At 53.5% G+C, this 23,376-nt stretch carries 20 protein-coding genes; 7 read left to right on the top strand and 13 right to left on the bottom strand.

Annotated features, from left to right (window positions below; genetic code table 11):
• Positions 1 to 2 precede the first annotated feature (2 nt).
• Positions 3 to 1,358 carry a UDP-N-acetylmuramate:L-alanyl-gamma-D-glutamyl-meso-diaminopimelate ligase gene (gene mpl / locus B880_RS0110880; RefSeq protein WP_026042566.1) on the bottom strand — a complete coding sequence of 452 codons (1,356 nt, stop codon included), beginning with the start codon at positions 1,356 to 1,358 and terminating at the stop codon, positions 3 to 5.
• 166 nt (positions 1,359 to 1,524) lie between these two features.
• Here mpl and fbp point away from each other — a divergent pair, with 166 nt between their 5' ends.
• The 3 genes from fbp (at position 1,525) to ppa (ending at position 3,754) form a co-directional block, all read left to right on the top strand.
• The gene (gene fbp / locus B880_RS0110875) at positions 1,525 to 2,526 is read left to right on the top strand and encodes a class 1 fructose-bisphosphatase (protein ID WP_017347437.1); all 1,002 of its coding nucleotides are present in this window, start codon (positions 1,525 to 1,527) and stop codon (positions 2,524 to 2,526) included.
• A gap of 147 nt (positions 2,527 to 2,673) precedes the next feature.
• Positions 2,674 to 3,123: a DUF441 domain-containing protein gene (locus tag B880_RS0110870; protein WP_017347436.1), complete on the top strand. Its 450-nt coding sequence runs from the start codon at positions 2,674 to 2,676 to the stop codon at positions 3,121 to 3,123.
• A gap of 100 nt (positions 3,124 to 3,223) precedes the next feature.
• Positions 3,224 to 3,754, top strand: a complete 531-nt coding sequence (gene ppa, locus B880_RS0110865; protein WP_017347435.1) for an inorganic diphosphatase — start codon at positions 3,224 to 3,226, stop codon at positions 3,752 to 3,754.
• Positions 3,755 to 3,808: 54 nt separating this feature from the next.
• Here the strand turns inward: ppa and B880_RS0110860 are convergent, their stop codons facing one another.
• Genes B880_RS0110860 through tamA form a run of 3 tightly spaced genes read right to left on the bottom strand, consistent with a single transcriptional unit; the run spans position 3,809 to position 9,665 of the window.
• On the bottom strand, positions 3,809 to 4,156 hold the full coding sequence (locus B880_RS0110860; protein WP_026042565.1) for a gamma-glutamylcyclotransferase family protein: 348 nt from the start codon (positions 4,154 to 4,156) through the stop codon (positions 3,809 to 3,811).
• A 2-nt stretch (positions 4,157 to 4,158) separates the two neighbouring features.
• Positions 4,159 to 7,929 carry an autotransporter assembly complex protein TamB gene (gene tamB, locus B880_RS0110855; RefSeq protein WP_017347433.1) on the bottom strand — a complete coding sequence of 1,257 codons (3,771 nt, stop codon included), beginning with the start codon at positions 7,927 to 7,929 and terminating at the stop codon, positions 4,159 to 4,161.
• Positions 7,926 to 9,665 carry an autotransporter assembly complex protein TamA gene (gene tamA / locus B880_RS0110850; RefSeq protein WP_017347432.1) on the bottom strand — a complete coding sequence of 580 codons (1,740 nt, stop codon included), beginning with the start codon at positions 9,663 to 9,665 and terminating at the stop codon, positions 7,926 to 7,928. The genes tamB and tamA overlap by 4 nt, the downstream gene beginning before the upstream one ends.
• A 538-nt stretch (positions 9,666 to 10,203) precedes the next feature.
• Here tamA and B880_RS0110845 point away from each other — a divergent pair.
• The gene (locus B880_RS0110845; protein WP_017347431.1) at positions 10,204 to 11,529 is read left to right on the top strand and encodes a hemolysin family protein; all 1,326 of its coding nucleotides are present in this window, start codon (positions 10,204 to 10,206) and stop codon (positions 11,527 to 11,529) included.
• A gap of 34 nt (positions 11,530 to 11,563) precedes the next feature.
• Here B880_RS0110845 and B880_RS0110840 read toward each other — a convergent pair whose 3' ends face one another.
• Positions 11,564 to 11,770, bottom strand: a complete 207-nt coding sequence (locus B880_RS0110840) for a DUF1107 domain-containing protein (RefSeq protein ID WP_017347430.1) — start codon at positions 11,768 to 11,770, stop codon at positions 11,564 to 11,566.
• Positions 11,771 to 12,084: 314 nt separating this feature from the next.
• Here B880_RS0110840 and B880_RS0110835 point away from each other — a divergent pair, with 314 nt between their 5' ends.
• Entirely contained in the window at positions 12,085 to 12,639 is a 555-nt protein-coding gene (locus B880_RS0110835) for a YtfJ family protein (RefSeq protein ID WP_017347429.1), read from the top strand.
• Position 12,640: 1 nt separating this feature from the next.
• On the opposite strand, the gene cysQ is transcribed toward B880_RS0110835, so the two are convergent.
• Both cysQ and fklB read right to left on the bottom strand, forming a co-directional pair.
• Entirely contained in the window at positions 12,641 to 13,390 is a 750-nt protein-coding gene (gene cysQ / locus B880_RS0110830; RefSeq protein WP_017347428.1) for a 3'(2'),5'-bisphosphate nucleotidase CysQ, read from the bottom strand.
• 208 nt (positions 13,391 to 13,598) lie between these two features.
• Complete coding sequence (fklB, locus tag B880_RS0110825; protein ID WP_017347427.1) at positions 13,599 to 14,219, bottom strand: FKBP-type peptidyl-prolyl cis-trans isomerase; 621 nt, start codon at positions 14,217 to 14,219, stop codon at positions 13,599 to 13,601.
• A gap of 213 nt (positions 14,220 to 14,432) precedes the next feature.
• Here fklB and B880_RS0110820 point away from each other — a divergent pair, with 213 nt between their 5' ends.
• On the top strand, positions 14,433 to 15,086 hold the full coding sequence (locus tag B880_RS0110820) for an OapA family protein (protein WP_157060546.1): 654 nt from the start codon (positions 14,433 to 14,435) through the stop codon (positions 15,084 to 15,086).
• Positions 15,087 to 15,142: 56 nt separating this feature from the next.
• Here the strand turns inward: B880_RS0110820 and rplI are convergent, their stop codons facing one another.
• The 5 genes from rplI to yjfP all read right to left on the bottom strand — a co-directional run bounded on the left by rplI (position 15,143) and on the right by yjfP (position 17,550).
• Positions 15,143 to 15,592 carry a 50S ribosomal protein L9 gene (rplI, locus tag B880_RS0110815; protein ID WP_017347425.1) on the bottom strand — a complete coding sequence of 150 codons (450 nt, stop codon included), beginning with the start codon at positions 15,590 to 15,592 and terminating at the stop codon, positions 15,143 to 15,145.
• Between the two features lie 39 nt (positions 15,593 to 15,631).
• Positions 15,632 to 15,859, bottom strand: coding sequence for a 30S ribosomal protein S18 (gene rpsR, locus B880_RS0110810; protein WP_002210155.1), 228 nt, complete (start codon positions 15,857 to 15,859; stop codon positions 15,632 to 15,634).
• A gap of 4 nt (positions 15,860 to 15,863) precedes the next feature.
• A complete protein-coding gene (gene priB / locus B880_RS0110805) occupies positions 15,864 to 16,181 on the bottom strand; it encodes a primosomal replication protein N (RefSeq protein WP_017347424.1) in 318 nt (105 codons plus the stop codon).
• Between the two features lie 6 nt (positions 16,182 to 16,187).
• Positions 16,188 to 16,583 carry a 30S ribosomal protein S6 gene (rpsF, locus tag B880_RS0110800; protein WP_007892026.1) on the bottom strand — a complete coding sequence of 132 codons (396 nt, stop codon included), beginning with the start codon at positions 16,581 to 16,583 and terminating at the stop codon, positions 16,188 to 16,190.
• A gap of 217 nt (positions 16,584 to 16,800) precedes the next feature.
• A complete protein-coding gene (gene yjfP / locus B880_RS0110795) occupies positions 16,801 to 17,550 on the bottom strand; it encodes an esterase (RefSeq protein ID WP_017347423.1) in 750 nt (249 codons plus the stop codon).
• Positions 17,551 to 17,650: 100 nt separating this feature from the next.
• On the opposite strand from yjfP, the gene bsmA reads away from it, so the two are divergent.
• Positions 17,651 to 17,959, top strand: coding sequence for a biofilm peroxide resistance protein BsmA (gene bsmA, locus B880_RS0110790; RefSeq protein ID WP_017347422.1), 309 nt, complete (start codon positions 17,651 to 17,653; stop codon positions 17,957 to 17,959).
• Positions 17,960 to 17,995: 36 nt separating this feature from the next.
• On the opposite strand, the gene B880_RS0110785 is transcribed toward bsmA, so the two are convergent.
• Positions 17,996 to 23,278 (bottom strand): NEL-type E3 ubiquitin ligase domain-containing protein, encoded by a 5,283-nt coding sequence (locus tag B880_RS0110785; protein WP_017347421.1) that lies wholly within the window; start codon positions 23,276 to 23,278, stop codon positions 17,996 to 17,998.
• Positions 23,279 to 23,376 lie beyond the last annotated feature (98 nt).

The raw sequence follows: 23,376 nt of genomic DNA, 5'->3' as shown, positions 1-23,376 counted from the left end.
GATTATCCTTGCAGCTTATCCAGCAGTTTCTGATGAATACCGCCAAAGCCACCGTTGCTCATCACCAAAATGGTATCGCCCGGTTGAGCGGCTTTCGCCACCATCGCCACCAACGTGTCGATATCCGCGCTCCAGTGCGCCGGCTGAATACAGGCTTCAGCCACTTCTGCTACCTGCCACGGAATGTGATGTGGCTGGAACAGGAAGACTTCATCAGCGCGCGCCAAAGAAGGGGCTAAATCGTTTTTGCTGACGCCCATTTTCATGGTGTTCGAGCGTGGCTCCAGTACCGCCAGAATGCGCGCGGTGCCGCCCACTTTGCTGCGTAACGCGGAAAGCGTCGCGAGGATCGCCGTAGGGTGATGCGCAAAGTCGTCATACACTTTGACGCCGTTGACTTCACCACGCAGCTCCAGACGACGGCGGGCATTGATGAAGCCGTCCAGCGCCGCGGCGGCATCCTGCGGACGCACGCCAACGTGACGCGCAGCAGCAATCGCCATCAGGCCATTGTGCATGTTGTGCTCGCCCACCAGCGACCAGTTGACCTCACCCACCTGCTCGCCAGCCAACTGAACGCTCCAGCGTGATGCATCGGGGGTCAGTTTTTTCGCCTGCCAGTCACCGTTTTCGCCCAGCGTCTCCTGCTCGCTCCAGCAACCCTGCGCCAGCACCTGCTTCAGATTTTGATCGTTTTCAGGTGACAGGATTTTGCCCTGCCCCGGCACGATACGCACCAGATGATTAAACTGCTTCTGGATCGCTTTCAGATCGTCGAAGATGTCCGCATGATCGAACTCAAGGTTATTGAGGATCAGCGTGCGTGGGCAGTAATGCACGAATTTCGAGCGCTTGTCGAAGAAGGCACAGTCATACTCATCGGCTTCGATCACAAAGAACGGGCTTTTTCCTAATTTCGCGGAAACATCGAAGTTGCCCGGCACGCCGCCAATGATAAAGCCTGGCTCCAGCCCACACTCTTGCAGAATCCACGCCAGCATACCTGAAGTGGTTGTTTTTCCATGGGTTCCTGCCACCGCCAGTACCCAGCGCTCGCGCAGCACATAGTCATGCAGCCACTGCGGGCCGGAAAGGTAAGGAATATTACGTTCCAGTACCGCTTCCACGCAGGGATTGCCACGGCTCATGGCGTTGCCGATGATCACTAAATCAGGTGCAGGATCAAGCTGATCAACATCATAACCTTCATGAATATCAATACCTTGCTCTAACAGCTGCGTGCTCATGGGTGGATAGACATTACTGTCCGCACCGGAGACTTCATGTCCGAGCGAGCGTGCCAGCAGAGCCAGCCCGCCCATAAAAGTGCCGCAAATTCCTAGGATGTGAATACGCATAACCTGATCCATTACTCAAAAGTCCGGCGCACAGTTTACCGCTCTGCGCGACGGGAAGAAACGGATTAGGACTATGGTTTTTGCTGTTCAATCGGCTAAACTGCGTACGCATACGCTGGCAGTTTTTTCCATGCTGCCGCTCCATCGAAGATTCAGGGAATGTGTTATGAAAACATTGGGCGAATTCATCGTCGAGAAACAGCACGACTTTCCGCATGCCACAGGTGAACTGACGGCGCTTATCTCAGCCATTAAGCTGGGTGCCAAAATCATTCACCGTGACATCAATAAAGCGGGCTTAGTGGATATTCTCGGCGCGAGTGGCGTGGAGAACGTGCAGGGCGAGCAGCAGATGAAACTGGATCTGTTTGCGAACGAGAAGCTGAAAGCGGCACTGAAAGCTCGTGGGATCGTCGCCGGCATCGCTTCAGAGGAAGAAGATGAATTTGTGATCTTCGAAGGTGTAGAAGACGGTAAATACGTCGTGCTGATGGACCCGCTGGACGGTTCCTCCAACATTGATGTTAACGTCTCTGTGGGCACCATTTTCTCCATCTATCACCGTGTTTCTGAGCCAGGTACGCCGGTAACAGAAGCCGACTTTATGCAGCCAGGCCACAAGCAGGTTGCCGCAGGTTATGTGGTTTATGGTTCTTCCACCATGATGGTCTACACCACCGGTGTTGGCGTGCATGCGTTTACCTACGATCCGTCTCTGGGCGTGTTCTGCCTGAGCCACGAACGTATGACCTTCCCGGAGAAAGGCTACACCTACTCCATCAACGAAGGTAACTACATTCGCTTCCCACAGGGCGTGAAGAAATACCTGAAGTTCTGCCAGGAAGAAGATATTCCGACCCATCGCCCATATACCTCACGTTATATCGGCTCACTGGTGGCAGATTTCCACCGTAACCTGCTGAAAGGCGGGATCTACCTCTATCCAAGCACCGCCAGCCACCCGAAAGGCAAACTGCGTCTGCTGTATGAGTGCAACCCAATGGCCTTCCTGGCGGAACAGGCCGGCGGTAAAGCCAGTGATGGTGCCACCCGTATTCTGGATATCCAGCCAGAAACCCTGCACCAGCGTTGCCCGTTCTTCTGTGGTAACGATGCCATGGTTGATGACGTAGAACGTTTCCTGCGTGAGTTCCCGGACCAGCATTAATCCGGCCTGATTCAGAACATTAAGCGCCCTGCCGGGAGACTGGCAGGGCGTTTTTCTTTTCCCTCTTCCAATCACCAATCTCCGGTTGCGTCTGCGCCTTGAATCGTCGATAAAGAAAGCGCTTACACTTTATCCTCTGGAGAAATCATGGCTGCTTATGCCTCGACAATCATTCTAATTTGCCTTGCGGTACTGAGTTACTTTGTTCACAACAACGCGGTGACCATCTCGATTCTGATTTTGCTCGCCATTAAGTTGACGCCGCTGGCCACGTTTTTCCCGGTGGTGGAAAAACAGGGTATTCAGGTGGGTATTATTATCCTGACTGTGGCGGTTATGGCCCCTCTGGCAAGCGGTTCTCTTCCCGCCTCCTCACTGATTAAATCTTTTATGGACTGGAAATCCGGCGCGGCGATTATTGTCGGTGTGTTGGTGGCGTGGCTGGGCGCGCGGGGTGTGAGTTTTATGAGTGCTCAACCTTCAATTATTGGTGGTCTGCTGGTGGGCACAGTGATTGGCGTAGCGTTCTTTCGTGGCGTACCGGTCGGACCACTGATTGCGGCCGGGATTGTCTCGCTGATGTTCGCCGGAAAATAGCCTCTGGAGCAATCTGAAAGGTCAAAAAGAGGGGCATACTTTCAGAGTCAGTTGGCTATAATAGCGGTCACTTAACACATGACTAGTGAAGGAATTGACAATGAGTCTGAACCAGGTGCCTGCGGGTAAAGAACTGCCAGAAGATATCTACGTAATCATCGAGATCCCAGCCAATGCTGATCCGATCAAATATGAAGTAGACAAAGAGTCTGGTGCACTGTTTGTAGACCGTTTTATGTCTACCGCGATGTTCTACCCGGCTAACTACGGCTACATCAACAACACCCTGTCTCTGGATGGGGACCCGGTTGACGTGCTGGTTCCTACCCAGTACCCACTGGTTCCAGGTTCTGTGATCCGCTGCCGTCCAGTTGGCGTGCTGAAGATGACCGACGAATCAGGTGAAGATGCGAAAGTGATTGCTGTACCGCACACCAAACTGAGCAAAGAGTACGACCACATCAAAGATGTGCAGGACCTGCCAGAGCTGCTGAAAGCACAGATCACTCACTTCTTCGAGCACTACAAAGATCTGGAAAAAGGCAAGTGGGTTAAGGTTGACGGCTGGGATAACGCAGAAGCGGCCAAAGCTGAAATCATCGCCTCTTACGAGCGCGCACAGAAGAAGTAATGTCTGTGCTGTAAAAGAAAACGCCGTCCAGTTGGACGGCGTTTTTTTTATCTCTTAAACGTCTTCATCACGCTTTAGCCAGTCACCGCTCGCTATCTGTTGCAGTCCGGCTACCGAACGCTGATAGATATAAAGCCAGGCACTGCCATAAGGTGTTTGCACCAGATGACGTTTATATTCGCCACCTTTGGTACGCAACGCGTCCAGTTCTCCCATGGTCGAGGCGTCAACCCGATAGACTTCGCAGTATACCGTCCCCGCCCCTGGCACAACGCCTGGGTAAAGCCCCAGATTGTAGAGCTCGAAGCCCTCAATCTGATGATCACCCAGCCATTGCGCATTGGTCATCCAGTGACTATTTCCCTGTTTGCGCCGTAAACTGCCATAGACAATTATTCGCATTACTAAAACTCAAACTGATAGAGCAAATCGAGAGCCTGATCCACGCCGGATACGGCCTCAAGATAGAGTTTAGGCATCAGGCGATAACGTAAGGTTAAGGTCGCCAGTGAATCAAAGATGCCAACACCATATTTTACTTGTAGACCCGGCAGCACGTAACCGCTGACCTGCACCTGTTGGCTGTCACCAACACCCGCAGTATCCAGAGCAAGATTACTTACGCCGAAGGTCTCGCCGATTTTACCCACAACCTGCCCACTTTGTGCAACCCCCAGGCCTACCAAAGCAGAAGTTAATGCGTTACTGTCTCCTTCACTGCTCAAACCCTGACCGCGCAAGAGATAGGAAAGGGCTTCCTGCTGCGACATGGTAGGATCGGAGAAGACCTCAACCTTCGGCTCATCCGCCAGGCCCGTGACGCGGATCCCGGCGGTGACGTCATCTTCCGTTGATTCCGGATTACGAATCGCCTCCAGATTGAGATACGGTTGCGCAGGCGGTCCAGAGAACTGCAACTCACCTTTACGCACAATCAGATCCTGCCCATACGCGTGGAAACGGCCAGAAGGGATATTGATCTGCCCATTGATACCCAGTCCGGTTTTGTCCTGCACCAGCTTCAGATCGCCATTGAGCTTCGCTTTCAGGCCAAAGGCTGACAGGCGCACATCATCACCCACGTGAATCACCAGATTGCTGTTGATAGGGATCGCGGTGCTTTTCGGCTGTATTGGTTGTAGATTTTCATCCAGCATCACTTCATCTGAAGAGACGCCAACCGCGCTCTGCGGCACATCCTGCACCGTGATACGCGCCCATGGGATGTCCACCTTCCCATCCAGCGTAAACGCAGCAGGCGTGGCTTCAAACACGATATCTGGAGACACATCCATACGTACCATCGGTGGCACCGTGACACGAACCCGGTTGCCCTGCGCCGCAATCTTCGCACGCCAGTTATCGATTTTGCTCCAGTCCGCATCGCCGTTCAGGTTGATATTGCCCTGTTTGGTCTGCACCAGGCCATTGAGCGTTGAGCTACTGCCGTTGAACACCATATTCAGGTTGGCAGCCGTCAGATCAACCGGCATGAAGCTGGCATCAACATCCAGATCTTTCAGCCCTAACTGACCGTAGATCTGCGGTTGCAACACGCTGCCGCCCAGACGCAGATTACTGTTGAGCATCCCCTTGATTTTCTCACCGTCAACCAGCGCCGGGTTGAGCATCGCCAGGGAAAGGTTGCTGATGTTGACGTTGCCAGCCAACAGACGGCGTTTTTCCGGGTCGGTAATCTGCACGTTGCCGCTTAGCTGCCCGTTATTCACCAGTTTGATGAGCCAGTCGAGCTGAGCTTTGCCATCACGCAGGGCCGCCGTCAGGTTAAGGGTATCGAAAGCGATGGGTAACGTATTGCCCTGTACATCCTGGGCCACTTTCACACCATTGCCTTTCAGCGTGATATTGCCTGTCGGCAAACCGCCTTTGCTGTCCCAGCTCATGCGGGCATCACCGCTAAAGCTGCCATTCAGCTGCGTCTCTTTTGGCAGGAACGGTTTGATCATCGCCAGATCAAAGCGGTTCAGCACCAGATGCGCATGGCCGCTTGGGCCCGCTTCCACCGGTTCGGGCACACACAACCGGGCATTCGGGTTCTGCCAGCAGTGTGGGCCAATCGTGGCGGTTTGCTTGCTGTTGAGGTAATCAATGCTCATGGACGGCAACAGTCGCCATTCACCAACCGGTGTTTCAAAACGCGTGTTATTCAGCGTGCCTTTCCAGTGCTGCGTTGCGCGGTCAAAACTTCCGTTGATCGCCAACTGGCCAGAAACAGGTTCGCCCTGCACTGCCAGCGTTAACTGGTGCTGCTTTTCATCACCGTTGGCTTTCAGCAACAGTGACTGAATCTTAAGCGCGTCCTGCTGTAGCCGGTCGACACGTAGCTGTAGCTTACCGCCGATTTGTTCGCTGGAGCTGACATCCCCCTCCAACGCGACGCGCTGAATGCTCAACTGCTGCCAGCGTAATCCGGTGGCGTTGAGATCCGCTAACAGTTGGGGGGCCTGCAAGGTTCCACGCGCTTTAATCGTGCCTTTCACTACCCCAGCCAGGCCAGGCAGTGCATTGTTCAGGCTCGGCGCATCGACGACGGTATCAAGGTTCAGCGTCTTGCCCAACTCCCCTTTCATTTGCAGCGTATTGCGTCCCAGTGCCACATTGATGCCCGGCACCGTCCACTGGTTGTAGCTGTTACCGCGCAGTTGACCCTGCACGTTAACGGCATTCTGCTTCACATTGCCTTTCAGTTCGATTTTCGGCACGTTGAGCTGCCAACTGCCACCATAAAGGCTGCCGCGAGTACTGATGGTGCCATCCAGTTTGGCTGGCCAGTCCGGGTACTGCTTCGCCGTGTTGATCCCGCTTAACGTCAGATCGCTGTGCCAGCTGATGGCTTTGCTCCAGTCCACCAGCGCCTGCAAATCGACGTTGCCTTGCAGTACCGCCAGTCGCAGTTTATCCAGCGAGAACTGCTGGGTGTTGCCTTTGCCATCCATTGAAATCGTCGCCGGTGGCATCCCTTCGCCTTTTACCGCAGTGCGTAGCGCCATGCTGTAATCGGTAGCCTTACCGCTAAAGCGGTAATCAAGGTTATCTGCCTGATACTGCACCGGGCCGCTCAGAGGCCAACGCAACTGCGGGCTGGTTAATGTCAGAGAGAGTGGCAAACCTGCAACCGCCAACTGGGTTGAGGCATCCAGCTGTGCCGGAACGGGGCCAGAGAGGTTGAGTGAAAGTTTCAGGGTATCGCGCATCGCACCGCTCAGGTCGAGAGCCACTTTCTCGCCTTTTAACGGATCGATATCAGCGCTGCCATTTAGCTTAAACGCCACTGGCCAGTTGTCGGCTAATGTCGCTTCACCGCTGCCCTGTAGCTGACCGAAGTTAGAATCAACATCCAGCGTTTGCAGTTTAAGTTGGCGATCTTGCGTGGTGGCTTTCAGCTCAAGCCGCTTCACGGTGATATCGGTATCACCCGTCAGACGCAGCTGTTCACCCACAATCTGCTGAATCTCGATATCCAGTGGCAGCGTGAAATCCGGCAGCTCAGGTAACAACGGCTTTTCAAACAGCGCCGCTACCGTTTCACCTAACGGTTTCTCTTCTGGCTGTGGCTGTTGCACTTTGGGTTGCACCACCTGCTCATCCACCACTTTGGCGGCTTTGGGCAGGGCTACCAGCAGGCTCTCGATGCGAGTTGGGCTCAGTGTCAGTGCACGCTTTTGCCAGTGCATACCGGTGGTAAATTCCTGCAGCGAAATGGCGGTATCATCAATTTTCAGGTTGATGTTGTGCAGGCCGAGATGGCTTAGCGTCAGCGGATAAGGGGTGCTCAGTTCGCCAAGGCTGCTCTCTTCCTGTGGCGTATCGGCTTTCGCGGGTGCCATTTTACTGCTGTCCACCACTACGCTGACATCACTCAGATCGATGTCATCCACACACAGCGAGGAGTGGAGCAGACAGTTGAGATTCACCGCGAGATGGAAGCGCCCGGCACTCACGCTAACCCCGGGCATGTCGTAACGCAGGTCGCTGACGGTAAGATTACGCCAGCCTCCGTCCACCTGCTTGATGGAGAGGCCCGGCACCCAGCGGTTTGCACCCTTGAACAACAGATGCAGTCCCGGCGTTGTCCCTACCAGAAAAGCGACGCCGCCAAACAGCAGCACGAAAAAAATCAAAACACCAATCAGGACCTTTTTCCATCGCTTCATAGTTCTGGCCCCAGTCCTACGTAAAATTGCACACCATGTTCCTCGCTATCGCCAATCGGGCGGGCGATATCAAATTTAATCGGCCCTACCGGCGAGGCCCAGCGCACACCAACACCGGCACCGGTTTTGATATCACTGCGGCGGATGTCATTGACGGCTTCGCCGGAATCAATAAACACCGCTCCCCACCACTTGCCGCTGACGTTGTATTGATATTCCAGCGATCCGGTTGCCAGCTTTGAGGCACCGGTTAGCTTGTTATCGGCATCACGCGGCGAGATATCTTTGTATTTGTAACCACGAATGCTGCGGTCCCCCCCGGCAAAGAAGCGCAAGTCAGGCGGGACTTTGTCGAAATCACTGGTTTCAATCCAGCCGAGATTACCGCGTACCACAAAGCGATTTTTCTCACCCAGCATGCGAATCCAGACGTTTTGTGCCTGCAAGATCAGGAAGTCCACGTCAGATCCCCAGGTGGTGTTTGATACATCCACAGAGTAACGCTGCGAATCCCCCCACGTTGGCATTAAACCACCGCGAGATCGCGTGCGATTCACGCTAACTCCCGGATAAAGCAGCATGGTGGTGTTGGTTACGCTACCTTGGGTATAGTGATCGAGGCTCCACTTCAGGTTAATCGCCCTTTGCCAGCCGCTGCTGCTTTCCCAGTAGCGTGAAACGCCCAGGGTTGAGGTATCGGCTTTGGTATCGTTGAGATCGGTGCGTTTTAATCCGGCAGAAAAGGTGTAGTACTGCTCAATCGGGCTTTTCAGCAGCGGAATTTTATAGGTCATGTCGAGCTGCTGTTCTGGCGCAGACACATAAGTGCTGGCAGTCAGGCTGTGACCGCGATCGTTAACCCATGGCCGGTTCCAGGTGGCTTTAACGCGCGGCCCAACATCGGTTGAGTAGCCAACTCCGGTTTCCAGGGTATTCTGCGTGCGCGGTGCCACTGCCGCATTTAAAGGCAGCACTTTGCTCTCACGCCCTTTATCAAACTCTGGTGCCACCACCACGGTGCTAAACCAGCCCGTCGCCGACAGGCGGCGGTTCAGTTCAGCCAAATCGCGGGAGTTATAGGGATCGCCTTTTTTAAACGGCACCAGATTTCTTAAATACTCTTCGCGGATTTGCGAGCCGGTAAAGCTAACATCACCAAAGTGATAACGTTTACCGCTGTCGTAATCTATGTCCCAGAATGCTTCATGCCGGGCAGCAGAAACCCCGAGTTGGCTCTTCTTAAAGTCGCCATCAAAGTAGCCGTTACGTAGTGCAAGATCGGAAAAACCACTTTTGAATTTGTCGTAATCACCGTGATTCAGCTGCGTGCCAATTTTTGGCCGGCCGTTTTTGATCCACGCGAGGTAATCCGGGTCGTTTTTCGCTTCACCTTCAACCACAATGGTACTGCCCGCAATTTTCACCGGCTCTCCCGGTGTCACGTGGGCAATCAATACCGGCCTGCCACCTTGCGCAGGAGCAGGACGTGATTCGAATTCCACTTCAGTGTCGTAGTAACCCAACGCCCGCAGCCCCTCTTTAATGGCTTGCGAGACGCGTGCCTGGAAGCGACCATCGTTGGTTACTTCATCGCTGCTAATTGTCGAAAGGCGAGCTCTGGCATTCTTTTGTAATTCCCCCTGCAACCCTTCCAGCTCCAGGCGGACTTTTGCCGCATCTGCGGTCGAAGCAACAAGCAACAGGCAACTGATGCAATAGAGATGTATTCGCGGCACGCATACTCCTGTTTTAGTGCTGGCCCCTTTTCCGCAGGGGCATTAATCATTGCGCCGTGGCGACCCTGGCGGGCGCTATCCACAGCATAGCCGCGCTTTACCCTGGCGGCGAAAAAATCACACTTCATGTAAAAAAACGACGGCTGCCGCTAAACTCGCGCAATGCCAGGCCAAAGGACCTGTTTAATATTACGCCACAACAGCCGTTAACTAATTCCTATTGTCGATAATTGCGGGCGGTGTGACAACCGCAGTGTCCCGTTAAGGCAAATTCAGCCTCTGTCTCGGAATTATCTTAAAGAACTCTTAATCCATCGCTTCGCACTGCTGGCGGCGCGATTAGCCCTGCTGCTATAATCAGCTGCCGCAGGCAAACCGCCTGCATTCAACACCTCTGCCCCGGCAGTTTTACACTTGCCGTATCGGTGCAGACATTTTTGGCACGGATAGCCCGCCGACAAATGCGTACACGACGTACTCGCTTCTCCGCATGTTGCCCAGGCCAAAAATGACGAGTGGATAAACTTTTGGATCTTTTATGATTAATAGCTTACTTGTCATTATCTTGCTGATTGTTATCAGCTCCTTTTTCTCCCTTTCTGAGATATCGCTGGCCGCTGCCCGTAAAATCAAACTCAAACTGCTGGCCGACGAAGGCAACATCAACGCACAGCGCGTACTGAAGATGCAGGAACAACCCGGCATGTTCTTTACCGTGGTACAAATCGGCCTGAATGCGGTCGCCATTCTTGGTGGTATCGTCGGCGATGCCGCCTTCTCTCCGGTGTTCTACAGCCTGTTTAGCAAAATCGCCAACCCAGAACTGGCAGAGCAGCTGAGCTTTATCTGTTCATTTACCATCGTCACCAGCCTGTTTATCTTGTTCGCCGATCTGACACCAAAACGCGTCGGCATGATTGCACCAGAGGCGGTAGCACTGCGCATCATCAACCCCATGCGCTTCTGCTTGCTGATCATGCGTCCGCTGGTGTGGCTGTTTAACGGCCTGGCAAACGTCTTCTTCCGCATCTTTAAACTGCCGATGGTGCGCAAAGACGACATCACTTCTGATGATATCTATGCGGTAGTAGAGGCGGGTGCGCTGGCTGGCGTACTGCGTAAGCAGGAACACGAGCTGATTGAAAACGTATTTGAGCTGGAATCCCGTACCGTTCCCTCTTCTATGACCTCGCGTGAGAACATTGTGTGGTTCGATCTGCGTGAAGACGAAAGCAGCCTGAAAGCCAAAATTGCCGAACGTCCACACTCCAAGTTCCTCGTGTGTGATGGCGATATTGACCACATTGTGGGATATGTCGATTCCAAAGAGCTGCTGCTGCGCGTGTTGGGTAACCAGAGCATGACCTTACACAGTGGGGTTCAACTGCGTTCTGCGCTGATTGTGCCAGACACGCTGACCTTGTCTGAAGCCCTGGAGAGTTTTAAAACCGCCGGGGAAGACTTCGCGGTCATCATGAATGAATACGCCCTGGTGGTAGGTATCATCACACTGAACGACGTGATGACGACGCTGATGGGCGACCTGGTTGGCCAGGGTATGGAAGAACAAATTGTCGCGCGTGATGCCAACTCGTGGTTGGTAGAGGGCGGTACGCCCATTGATGACGTGATGCGCGTGCTGGATATTGATGATTTCCCGCAGTCAGGCAACTACGAAACCATTGGCGGTTTTATGATGTACATGCTGCGTAAAATCCCGAAACGCACCGATTTCGTGAAGTTTGCCGGGTATAAATTCGAAGTGGTAGACATTGATAGCTACCGTATTGACCAGCTACTGGTTACGCGGATTGATGAGCATCCGCCAGTGCTGCACGTGGAAAAAACAGCAGAAGAGTCATAATCTATGGGCGGCCTGAGAGCCGCCCTTTTTGTACTTACTGGTACTCAGCTTGTAGCCGCAGTACCTGGCGATTCACTTCAGACATCACACTCAGATGCTGTTTGTCACGGACACGTGGAATCAGCACTTTGCCTTTGTCGAATTCGAATGCGCCAACATCCTTGATGTATAACCTTCCTTTGAACAGCGTTTTCACATATTTCGCAATTTGCAGCGGATTGTAGCGCTGGAAGATCTTCATACTTAACTCCTGTAAATTTTCAATAACGCTTCGTCGTTGCCAAATTCGGTACGAGCTCATGAAGCGCAAATGTCAGAACACTATAGAACATCAGGCGTTACCTATGTTCCTAAAAGCGACTTTTTTTACTGAACTGACATATTATTACAGAAGACTCTGTTATTGCCTTCTGCTTATTCAGTATAAACATTCGCTCTGTGTGGATTTGTGTCCTGCCTTGCAAAGCTACAATTACTGTACGACAGGCGCATCATCCTCGTCGGATATTGCAGTAAAATGAAACAACTGGTCGAACCACATAAGGAATGTATCTGATGCGAATTTTCCCTCTGATAGCCACAATCGCCCTGCTGTTTCCCGCTCTGGCACTGGCTCATAACTTGAAAATCGGTGAACGTGTGCCCGCGGTCGGGGTTAAAGACGAAGGTGAGTTAGTCTTAAAGCAAGATAAGTTCAGCTACCAGCCGTGGAATAGCGCTCAACTGGCAGGGAAGGTACGTGTGGTACTGCCGATTGCCGGACGATCGTCTGCGAAAGAGATGAATGCCGCCATGATTGAAGCGATTAAGAGCGCTAACTTCCCCCGTGACCGCTATCAAACCACCACTATCGTCAACACTGACGACGCCATTCCCGGCACCGGTATGTTTGTCACCAGCAGCATCAAAAGTAATAAACAGCAGTATCCGTGGTCGCAGTTTGTCATTGATGATAACGGTAACGTGCAAAAAGCCTGGCTGCTCAAACCCGCAGGTTCAGCCGTAGTGGTATTGGATAAACAAGGCGTAGTGCGTTGGGTAAAAGATGGTGCGCTGAGCGAACAAGAGGTGCAGCAGGCGATTACGCTGCTGCACGAACTACTCAAGTAGCTTAGAGGATTGAGACGCGGAAACCGGGGTTGAGGAAAGATTCGCGCGGCGAGTAGTCCAGCGTATGACCTTTCCAGTCATTGACGTGCGCGCCAGCAGCGATAGCCACCGCATGGCCTGCTCCGGTATCCCAGATATTGGTAGGCCCGAAACGAGGGTAGAGCTGCGCTTTACCCTCGGCAACCAGGCAGAATTTCAGTGATGAGCCAATGGCCGTGGTCTGATGCTCGCCCAGATGGGTGAGGTAATCTTTCAGCTCTTCGTCTTTCGCCGCATGTGAACGGCTTACCACCACCAGCGGCGGATGGGCTTCTTTAATGTGAATCGACTGGCGCGGCTGGCCCTGCTCTTCTTTCCACGCCTTGCCGTCGGCCGCTGCATACATCACATCTAATACCGGTGCGTATACCACGCCCAGCACCGGTTTACCGGCTTCAATCAGCGCGATATTCACGGTGAATTCACCGTTGCGTTTAATAAACTCTTTGGTGCCATCCAGCGGGTCGACCAGCCAGTAGCGCTGCCAGTGCTGGCGCACTTCCCAGGCGGGAGGATCTTCTTCAGACAGCACGGGCGTGGCGGCGTCCAACTGTGCCAGGCCACCAATAATGATTTTGTGTGCGGCGATATCCGCTGCGGTTACCGGTGAGTCATCGGATTTGCGATCGATATCCAGCGGCGTTTCAGCGTTATATACCTGCATGATGGCATCGCCCGCTTCACGAGCCAGCTGGCAGATTTTTTCTAACATAAGTCACCTCATTGTCTGCAATTTCCGGGCGCGATGCCCTGCGCGTCTCATTTACATTTTAGCAGCCAGGCCAGCCGTAACGATCTCGCGAGCAAAATCCGGAATATTATTTAGACATATCAGTATCATAGTTCTGCATTTGTCACCAGAAACAAAAAAGCCTGAGCCGGGTTCAACCCGACTCAGGCTCTGTTGGCGTGCAGGGAAATTACAGAATTTCCAGCAGCTCCACTTCAAACACCAGGGTGCTGAATGGTGGGATTGAAGCACCCGCACCACGCTCGCCGTAAGCCAGGTTCTGTGGGATAACCAGTTCCCATTTAGAACCCACTGGCATCAGCGTCAGCGCTTCGATCCAGCCTGGGATCACGCCACTTACCGGGAATTCAGCCGGTTCGCCACGCGCTACTGAGCTATCAAACACAGTACCGTCGATCAGTTTGCCGGTGTAGTGAACACGTACGCGATCCTGGCGTGCTGGAATTGCACCTTCACCCTGGGTGATCACGCTGAACTGCAGACCAGATTCGGTGCTGTTAACACCTTCACGTTGGGCGTTTTCCGCCAGGAACTTCTGGCCTTCTGCTGCCATGGCTTCGGTGCGCTCACGACGCACGCCTTCCGCACGCTCATGAACTTCACGCAGAGCGCGGTGTACTACATCTACCGGTACTGCCGGTGAGTTCCCTTCCAGCGCATCGCGCAGACCAGCGAGCAGTGCTTCTGGCTGCAGACCCTGCAAACCAGACTCCAGCAGCTGCTGGCCAACCTGTAAACCAATACCGTAACTTGCCTGTGCTTCGACGCTGTCAAAAGAAGGGGTAGTCATCTTCGTTCCTTTATCACAAAAATTTGAACCGGCAGCATAGCAGGTGCAGGCCGCTGGCGTAAAATCCCGCGCTGCCTGGATGACTTTTTCCGCTGAAAGAGAAACAATACACAAGTCAAATTTCTCAATGCTGACGGGGAGTTCCCGCCAGCATTGCCCATACTAATAAAAGGACAAGGTTAACCTTGCCGCAACTGTAACAAGAGAGAACTCATGGGCCAAATCGCCCCACGCCGCCGCAGGACGCGCACTGCGCGCACTTTACCCCGGCTCCCTCGTCTGTGGCCCGTCAGCCGCAGCAGACCAGAGACCGGTGAAGAGGAGGTACACATGGCAACTCGTTCACCATCTCGCTTTGCGGAGTGGTTTTATCGCTTCTGGCATTTTACCGACGGCATCCGTTGGATGGACCCCCTACCGTACTTCCATCGCCGCGGCATTATTATCGCCCTGGTGGTCATTCTGCTCGCCTTTCTCTGGCCGAGTGGCTCTCCTCAGCAGTTTCCTGTGACAACGCCAGTCACGTCAGATAATGGCAAAGAAGTGCCGATGCAGGCAGATATTTACAATAACAGCAGTAATAGCAAACCGCAGGTGGACTCACAGGGAAGCTGGCGCAGCTATACCATTGCCGCAGGACAGACGCTGGCGCAACTGTTCCGGGATAACAATTTACCGGTGGGTGATGTGTTTGCGATGGCGAATGTGGAAGGCAGCGATCATCCACTGAGCGCCCTACAGACTGGACAGCAAGTGAAGATTCGCCTGAATAATCAGGGGCAGGTGACAGGATTAACCGTGGATGGCAGCAATGGCCCGGTGCTGTTTACTCGCCAGAATGACGGCAGCTTTATCCGCGCGCAGTAAATAGCAGAAACAAAAACGCCGGCACAAGGCCGGCGTTTTCGCATCACTGAGTAAAATTACTCAGCAACTACGCTCACAACCAGTTTAGCGAAGACTTCGCTATGAACCTGGATGTTCACTTCGTGCTCACCAGTGGTGCGCAGAACGCCGTTCGGTAAACGAACTTCGCTCTTAGCCACGTCAGCGCCTGCTGCAGTAATTGCATCAGCGATGTCGCGAGTACCGATGGAACCGAACAACTTACCAGCGTCGCCTGATTTAGACGCGATAGTAACGGTGCCCAGTGCACTGATTTTCTCAGCGCGAGCGTCGGCAGCTGCCAGAACGTCAGCCAGTTTAGCTTCCAGTTCAGCGCGGCGAGTTTCGAAGAACTCAACGTTTTTCTTGGTAGCAGGAACAGCTTTGCCCTGTGGTACCAGGAAGTTACGAGCGTAGCCCGCTTTAACGTTAACCTGGTCACCCAGGCTGCCCAGGTTTGCTACTTTATCAAGCAGAATAACTTGCATTACCTTATCCTCTTAAAGTCGTTAATGGACAGTTGCCGATTACTGATGACGATCAGTGTATGGCAGCAGGGACAGGTAGCGAGCGCGCTTGATGCAGCGAGCCAGCTGACGCTGGTATTTTGCACGAGTACCGGTGATACGGCTCGGGACAATTTTACCGCTTTCGGTAATGTAGTTTTTCAGTGTAGCGATATCTTTGTAATCAATCTCTACAACGCCTTCCGCGGTGAAACGGCAGAACTTGCGACGACGGAAATAACGTGCCATTTGGCTAGTCTCCAGAATCTATCAATTCAATCTGCTCGGCATGTAACACCATACGCGTTTGCCCATTGCGTGCCTGATGGCAGCTAATGAAACCTTCGAGTATAAGTTGCGTACCGACCGTTATATGTTGAGTAATCACCTGATGATGATTGCCGCTGATAATCACCGGCATCTGACACCAGGCTTGCCGGTGGAAACCGGCCTCTTCCTGCACTGAACGGTGCTCAAGCACAAACTGACAGTGCGGGATGCCTGACGGGCTGACTTTGCGTACGGGCAGTGTCGTAACAGTGCCGGACAAGCGCAGTCGATTCGCCGTCACGCGCGATTACTCTTCAGAATCCCCAGCATCTGAATCATCAGCCGATTCGTTTGCGAAGTCTTCGCGACGATCACGACGCTCATCTTTCGCTTTAACCATCGGAGATGCTTCAGTTACCGCGTGCTTAACGCGCATAACCATGCTGCGGATAACGGCGTCGTTGAAGCGGAAGTTAGTTTCCAGCTCATCAATCACTTCCTGCGGCGCTTCTACGTTCAGCAGAACGTAGTGTGCTTTGTGCAGTTTGTTGATTGGGTAAGCCAGCTGACGGCGGCCCCAGTCTTCCAGGCGGTGGATCGTGCCCTGTGCACCAGTGATAGCACCGGTGTAACGCTCGATCATGCCAGGAACCTGCTCGCTCTGGTCAGGGTGGACCATAAATACGATTTCGTAATGACGCATCGAAATTGCTCCTTACGGATTATTCAGCCTCCTGTCGGGGTCAGCCGCGGCCCATGGAAGCAAGGAACGTTATAGGCTGTGTAATCTACACAACCTGAGAATGCGGCTGAAAATTGACGCGTAATCATACTGATCTGCCAGGGGAAACTCAAGCGAACAATTCATCAAATCTGCCTGCAATCGCCTGTTGCCAGGCGTTTTCGTGCTATTGCGCGACTTAAAGATGGTGCTTAAAAAAGCTGACTAGCGCAGTCAGGGCTGCCGGGGTGATTTTATGGCCAATATGCGGCTCTGACAGCGAAGTGAGCTGGGCATCCCACTGCCGCTCACGCAGTGCCTGATCTAAGCGTTGCGTTTCAACAAACGGCACCACTTCGTCGGCCTCGCCGTGCCATAAAAACAACGGTCGCTGGCTCAGTTTTTCCAGCTGCTGGCAAGGGTCGTACTCCGCCAGCGGTGCCATGGTTGCCGCAAAAACCTGCTGCTGCTCCGGTGTCTTTGCCTCCAGAGGGGGAAACAGGCGGTGGCTGAGCTGCATAAAATAGCCCGATCCCATCAGGCAGGCGATGCTGTGCAGATGCGGATAACGCGCCATGGCACCGAGAGCCGTCATCCCACCTTGCGAGGCCCCAGCAACCGCAAAGCGTTGGTTATCAACCCAGTTGTGGGCGCGAAGTGCAGCCTCAAGCGCCGGGACTTCGTCAATATTGCTTTTCAGGATCTGCCAAAAATGGGCCATGCGCATTTCGCTGTCCCCGTCGTAGCGGGCACCATGCATGGCGGAGTCCGGTATCACGGCACGAAATCCCGCCTGCGCCAGCGCCACCGCAAAATAGGCATAGACCTCTTTTGAAGAGGTGAAACCATGCCAGAACAGCACCGTTGGCAAAGGTTGCTGCTGAGAGCCCGCAGGCGCGGCGTGCAGGCACTCAATGCCAGCCAGCGTTTCCGTTGTAAGTTCTATCATGTTTCCTCCTGCATCATGGTCAGCGCCCAGTGTAAGTCGCTGGCAGGAAATGGCGAAATCGTTCACACTTCAGACAGGTGAAATTTCTTCAGGAACCGGTATGCGCCTGCGTCTGTTACTCACAGCCGTGCTTTTAATCAGTGGCTGTTCGTTGATCAACCCGAAGCCAGAGGCACCACCAGCACCTGGCGCACAGGCGCAGGAGATCAATCGGGCGCAGAGCTATGGCTTAACCCGGCTGGGAGAGATAAGCGTAAGTGTGATCGGCTCACCGGATGATGCCCAACGGGCCGTGGCAGCGCGCGCCAATCAGGCTGGCGCGACCTACTACCAGATTCTGCTGGTGGATGAGACCATCAGGCCTGGCCGCTGGTACGCCAGCGCGATTCTCTTTGGCCCAGCACATTGAATAAAGGTATCCCAACCGCGGATACCTCTGGCACCATCAGTTTAAAAACTGGCGTACTAACGGGCCAAAATGTTCGAGGTTTAGCTGTTTCATCAGCTGAATCCCCGCTTCACGCATCGCGTCAGCATCATTCTCCAGGTGGTCTTTACGTAACAACGCATTGATTCGCGCTGTGTAAACATCCGGATCGGCAACCACATCTTCAACCGCCTCTTGTGCCTGCCTGAATGCGTCAGGATAGCGCCGTTGCAGCAGGTTCTGCATTGCCGGATTACCCGCCAGCCAGGCGGTAAATCCCTTCGCCTCTTCAGTCAGCACGCTTTGTAACGCTTTGTTGATATCGGCCTGAGTGACATGAGAGACAGCAAAAAAGCGCATATCTTCGGTATCAATCGGCAGCTTGAGCTGAGTACGGAGTTTTACCTGATAGGCCAGATAGACTTCGATCGGATCGACCGCGCGCAGGCGAGAAACATGCTCGCGGGCGATACCATCCAGTAACTCAAGGCGGTAGATGCCGCGCAATTTATCACTGAATCCTTTGGGGTCACGATCATAGCGCCCACTGTTCACTTCTGCCGTAGTACGCAATTTTTTCATTTCGTTGTAAGCCAGCGAGACGCGGTCTTCACAGCTGTCGGTCGCGCAATGGCTGGCGGTGAAGCTCTCCTGTCGCAGAGCAGCATTCTGTTCCAGCTCGTCGAGCCAGGATCTGACGTTTGTGCGGAACATTTCGCTATCGTAATTGACCGTCAGGCGTAGCCGATCGAGAAACTGCGAGAACTCGCGCGCCGACTCCTGTTCAGCAAAACCACTCCAGGTTTGCATCCGGGCTGCCGCGAGCGGCTGAGGAAACCAGTCAGCGACGGCATTTTGCAATGGCCGCGCGAGCCGGGTACTGGTTTCAGCCATAGAAAAGAATATCACCGGGCCACGATAGCCCGGCGCTAAAGCCACCTGTCTTGCCTCATCGATCACCCGCAGGGAGAGCGGGTTGTTATCCAAATAGACCTGTGCCTGTGGGCGCAACTGCCAGATTGCATCAGTCACACTGCGAAAACGGTTGTTATTTAACCTAATCTGATCCAGCTGGGGTAACTCTGGGGGTAATCCCTCCAGCGAACGTAACTGATTACTGATCAGTGATGCCACGGTTAAACGAGGCATCGCCTGCTGATTAAAGTCCGCCAGGCTGGTTAGCGCATTACCATCAAGGTAAAGGCAAAGCAGGGCATTCAGGGGATGTGAAGTGCTAACTCGCTGCAACTGTTGGCTACGGCATAATGATAGCGTGTGCAGCGTGGGGAATTCGGTCGCCAGCTCCACCTGACGTAGCTGTGGAGAGAACCCGACTTCGATGCGATAAAGCGCACTCATATCCCCCTCAAGTCGTAGCTGCTCCAGATGATGAACATCGCGTATAAAAATTGAAGTGAGTTTAGGTTGATTATTGAGTGCCACAGTAGGTTCAGTAAGCGAGATACGCGTAAGCTTCAGATCCTTAAGCAGCGGCATGTTTTCCGGCAAATCCACCCAGTAGTCACGCCCAGACACAGGCATCATGACCTCAATGTGTAGCCGCTCCAGCTCGGGCATATTGGCGGGTAGATGGAATGACGAGCCGACAGGCATAGAGGAAAGATTGATATGCACCGTTTTCATCGAAGCGGGAATACGATTGCCGAAGAAAAGATACAGTGCGTCCGGGGGCATGTATTTTGCTGACCATTCGGGAAGCTGGCGATGAATATCCAGCAGAGTATCGGCCATCATTTTTTCCAGTTGATTACCCGGAATACGCGACAATCCCGCCATAAAATCAATCGATTCACCGACTGTCCTGACGATACCTTGTTGTAGTAACACATCCTTAAGCACAATACGCGCGCTGCGATCCGTTAATCCGGCGGATAGTGACTCAGTGACTTTTTTCCAGCAGGTGAGGTGGTGCTTTGCCCAGTCGGGCGGATTGCCCGCTGCAGCAAGTGAGGAAAGTAACGCCGCTTCCATCACAATTTTGTCTTTGGCGGGGAAGTGAAATTTATGTAGCCAGGCATCAACCTGCTCACGGCTCATCATGCCGCCACGGCCAGCAAGATCCATTATGGCCAGCTCGCTACTGGCTCGAGCGTATTGATTGACGCTTGCTCCGCGCAGGCGCAGTTGCAAAAGGTTCGCCTCAGGATGCCGGGTGGCGCTGCTGGTAATCACCGCCGCATAGGCTTCACCTTCTGCCTCACTGTGAGTAATGCCGCGCGCAGTCAGTATTTTTGCGGTTTTCCCCGGATAAAGTGTGCAGATGTGTTCACGCGTTGCGTATTGCATCGCCCAGTCCGGGGCAGGTAACGGCACCTCAGTGCTGGTGCCGCATCTGTCCCGAAGTAGCCAGCCAAGTAATGCTTTGCCCTGCCGATTATCCGCAAAGACAAAACCCTGTGATGCCGCCCGAATAAAAGTGGCAGAGTACGCCGGTACTCTTGTCGGCGGCGAGATTCCGATCATCCCTAATGCCCGCCACTCCTGACCCGGGATTACCGACGCATGATATCTGGCAGGTAAGCGGCCTTGACGAAGCTGCTCAATGAGCCCCCTAAGTACAACATGACCGCGCGCACCACCGCCAAAGTCAAAAGCGCTGAGAAAATTTTGTAGGGCATGCTGATCTTCGGCGATGCCAATCAGAAAGCTGTTCTGCCGCGACTGGCCCACCCCGCCACCGTTAAGTCCGCCAGTATCAAGCTGCCATCGGTTATCACGAAAGATAATTTTGGGGCCTGCGGCATGGGGCTTTGCTGGATCGCGCAACCGGACCGAGCGCCAGCCATTATCAGAATAGACCTCGAAAGCCTTTCCCTGATCCCGGATATAGACCTTATCTGCCGATTGCCAGAATTCACCCGGCAGGTCCTGACGTGGCTGATAGCGAGAGCTGGCATCAAGCACAGTTTCAGAAGCCGCGACCTCAGAACGTAACCGGCCCTCTGCATCAATCGCCTTACGCCATCCCACTACCTCTTCAACAGCATCAGCCACTTGCTGCGGTGTAGAGAGCTTGCGCCCCAACAACCCGGAGAGTTTTTTTACCGAGCGTCCCGTTGCTTTCAATAACATGCCAAGCGCTGGCAAACCATCTGCCGCATCCGGTAGCAACAGCCACGTCTTGAGCAAAGCGCTGTCTGTTTCCCCCTGCTCCAACTGCCGGACAATATCCCTTCCACCCTGTGCTATGAAAGGCAGCATTAACGAGCCACAAGCCAGTTTAAAAGTACCACCAGTGCCTATGCACGCTACCGCTGCGCCATACCCCGCCATTTTCATCAGCAGTTCATTGATAAAGTGCTTACGCGTATAGCGGTTAGCTTCCGCCCTGGCAATCAGCTGTTCAAAATAGCGCGTGGCCCCCTCTTCCAGGCCCGAAAGCGCCACCGCATCCAATGTAAAGTGACTACCGGAAGCCATCTTGAGCACATTATCAAGCTGAGTAAGATCGCCCGGCGCTGTCAGATTACGCAGTAAAGGCCGGACATTAGCCCCATCTTCAACTACATAGGTTAGAAAGGTCGACGCGGGCAGCAGACGCTGGCCGTAAATGCCGGGCGGGAAATAGACAAACGCCCGTTCGTCAGGCGCTGACGACGCCAGTTGAACGGTATAAACTTCGGGGAGCGTAATGTCCAACGGATAAACCATACCGCCAGGCGCATAGCGTAACCGGCAGTCACTTAATCTGTCATTAGGATAGCGAGTACCTTTCCCACCCCCCGCCATACGTTCCATCAACGCAATAATACGTTCTTCATCGGCAGCGGAAATCACCCCGCCTTCACGCGCCGACTCTGCCGCACGCTCTATATTCAACTTCTGCAAAGTGATCCATGCTTTACGTGAAGCAGAGCTTTTCTGTATATGCTCACTGCGTAAGTAACTTCCATAACGATCAATAACATAGCCACCTCTGAGCTGCGATAAAATTCGCCGCTGTAGGCCGACATCGCGATTCATATTATCTAATGCACTACTGGTCGTTTGATTAAGGATCAGCCCCTGCGGGATTTGAGTAATGCGCACCTCGCCAGGCAAGCGCTCATTATTCGTAGTGGAGAAAAACTGATATAACGAACGGGCACCTTCGGCCCCCAGATGAATAATCCGCCCAGGTAAATGGCGTGACGAGACAAACGTATTATCGCTGTGCAAGGGGTTATCGTCAGGACGAAAGCGATACAGGTTATCCGCCCACTCACTCAGGCTGCCACGCAGACCATTTATCGCGATTTCGATCCCGTCCGGATCGAGTAAAGTCGCATTAAAGCGGATATCACTTTGATTGAGCGCACGGGAAAAATCCGCTGACACTTGCTGCCGCAAATACGTATCAAATTCTGTGACATCACTTTTCATCAGTGCTGAAAACTGCTGCTGTGCTAGCTTCTGGCGCTCGCCGAGCAATGTGGCTGATGGGCTGTTAGCGATGACTGACCTTACAGCGGTATGAATAAACTGATTCAGTTTCTCCTGAAAATCGCTTCCCGGCAGAGGCTCCGCGCGCAACTGGCAATGTTTAAGGCTGGGATTCAGGCTAATACGATTGAAATAGCGTTCCAGTGCTGGGCGTTGCAGAGGCGCTGCGGCCAGCAAGATCTGCTCTCGCAGCATGCTCTCTTCAGGGTTGAATGTGCCATTAATACTCGTGCTGAGCACCGCCTGCCCCAGTCTGCGCATATCGGGAAACTGCTGAAAACTGGCCTGCTCAGGGAAGTAATTCCATGCGTGCAAGCTGTTATAGAGCACCACCTCCCCGTTACTGTTACGGTCGCTCTGCTGTTCCATGACCAGCGAATGCGGCAAGGTGATTTTCTGCGGTAGCGTTTTATCCGTTCCGGTGTAATACCAGCACAGCGTGCCGGTAGTGACATCAGAAGCATTACGCTGCGCGGACTGAACAATCTCCAGCCCTTTCAGCCAGGCGTTATCTCCTGCTCCCAGTTTGCCGGTGTACTCCGCTTCCATCAGGGCCATGTTGAAATGTGCGCGTAGCAAATCCTGCTGATGCGCGGTCGCGTTTTTGTCTTCACTATGGCGCGCAAGCTGATCGGCTGCCATCTGGTAACGCGTATAAGACTTCATCCACGACACTGCCTGTTGTTCTGTTAATGCCGGTGCTAATCCGAGTTTGTTCAGCACTCGCCAGACACCGGCCTGAAAAAGATTCTCTGTAGCGGGGTGGGTGCTGTTGGCAGCGCGCTGATTGCGGTCAATGTCGATGATGAGGGGACGTAAAGTAATAGGGGAAGAGCTGGTGTTTAAAGTGGCGAACATGGCAATCTCCTGATGTGGGCCTGATTGGCCTCTGGAGACTGGGTGCTCATCCACCGGAGAGTGTTCAGTCAGCACTTCCCGCTTTCTGTCTGGACCGT

Source organism: Pantoea sp. A4 (assembly GCF_000295955.2).
GTDB lineage: Bacteria > Pseudomonadota > Gammaproteobacteria > Enterobacterales > Enterobacteriaceae > Pantoea > Pantoea multigeneris.
Note: the sequence above shows the minus strand (reverse complement) of the source record. Positions and strands in the feature narration are given on the sequence as shown.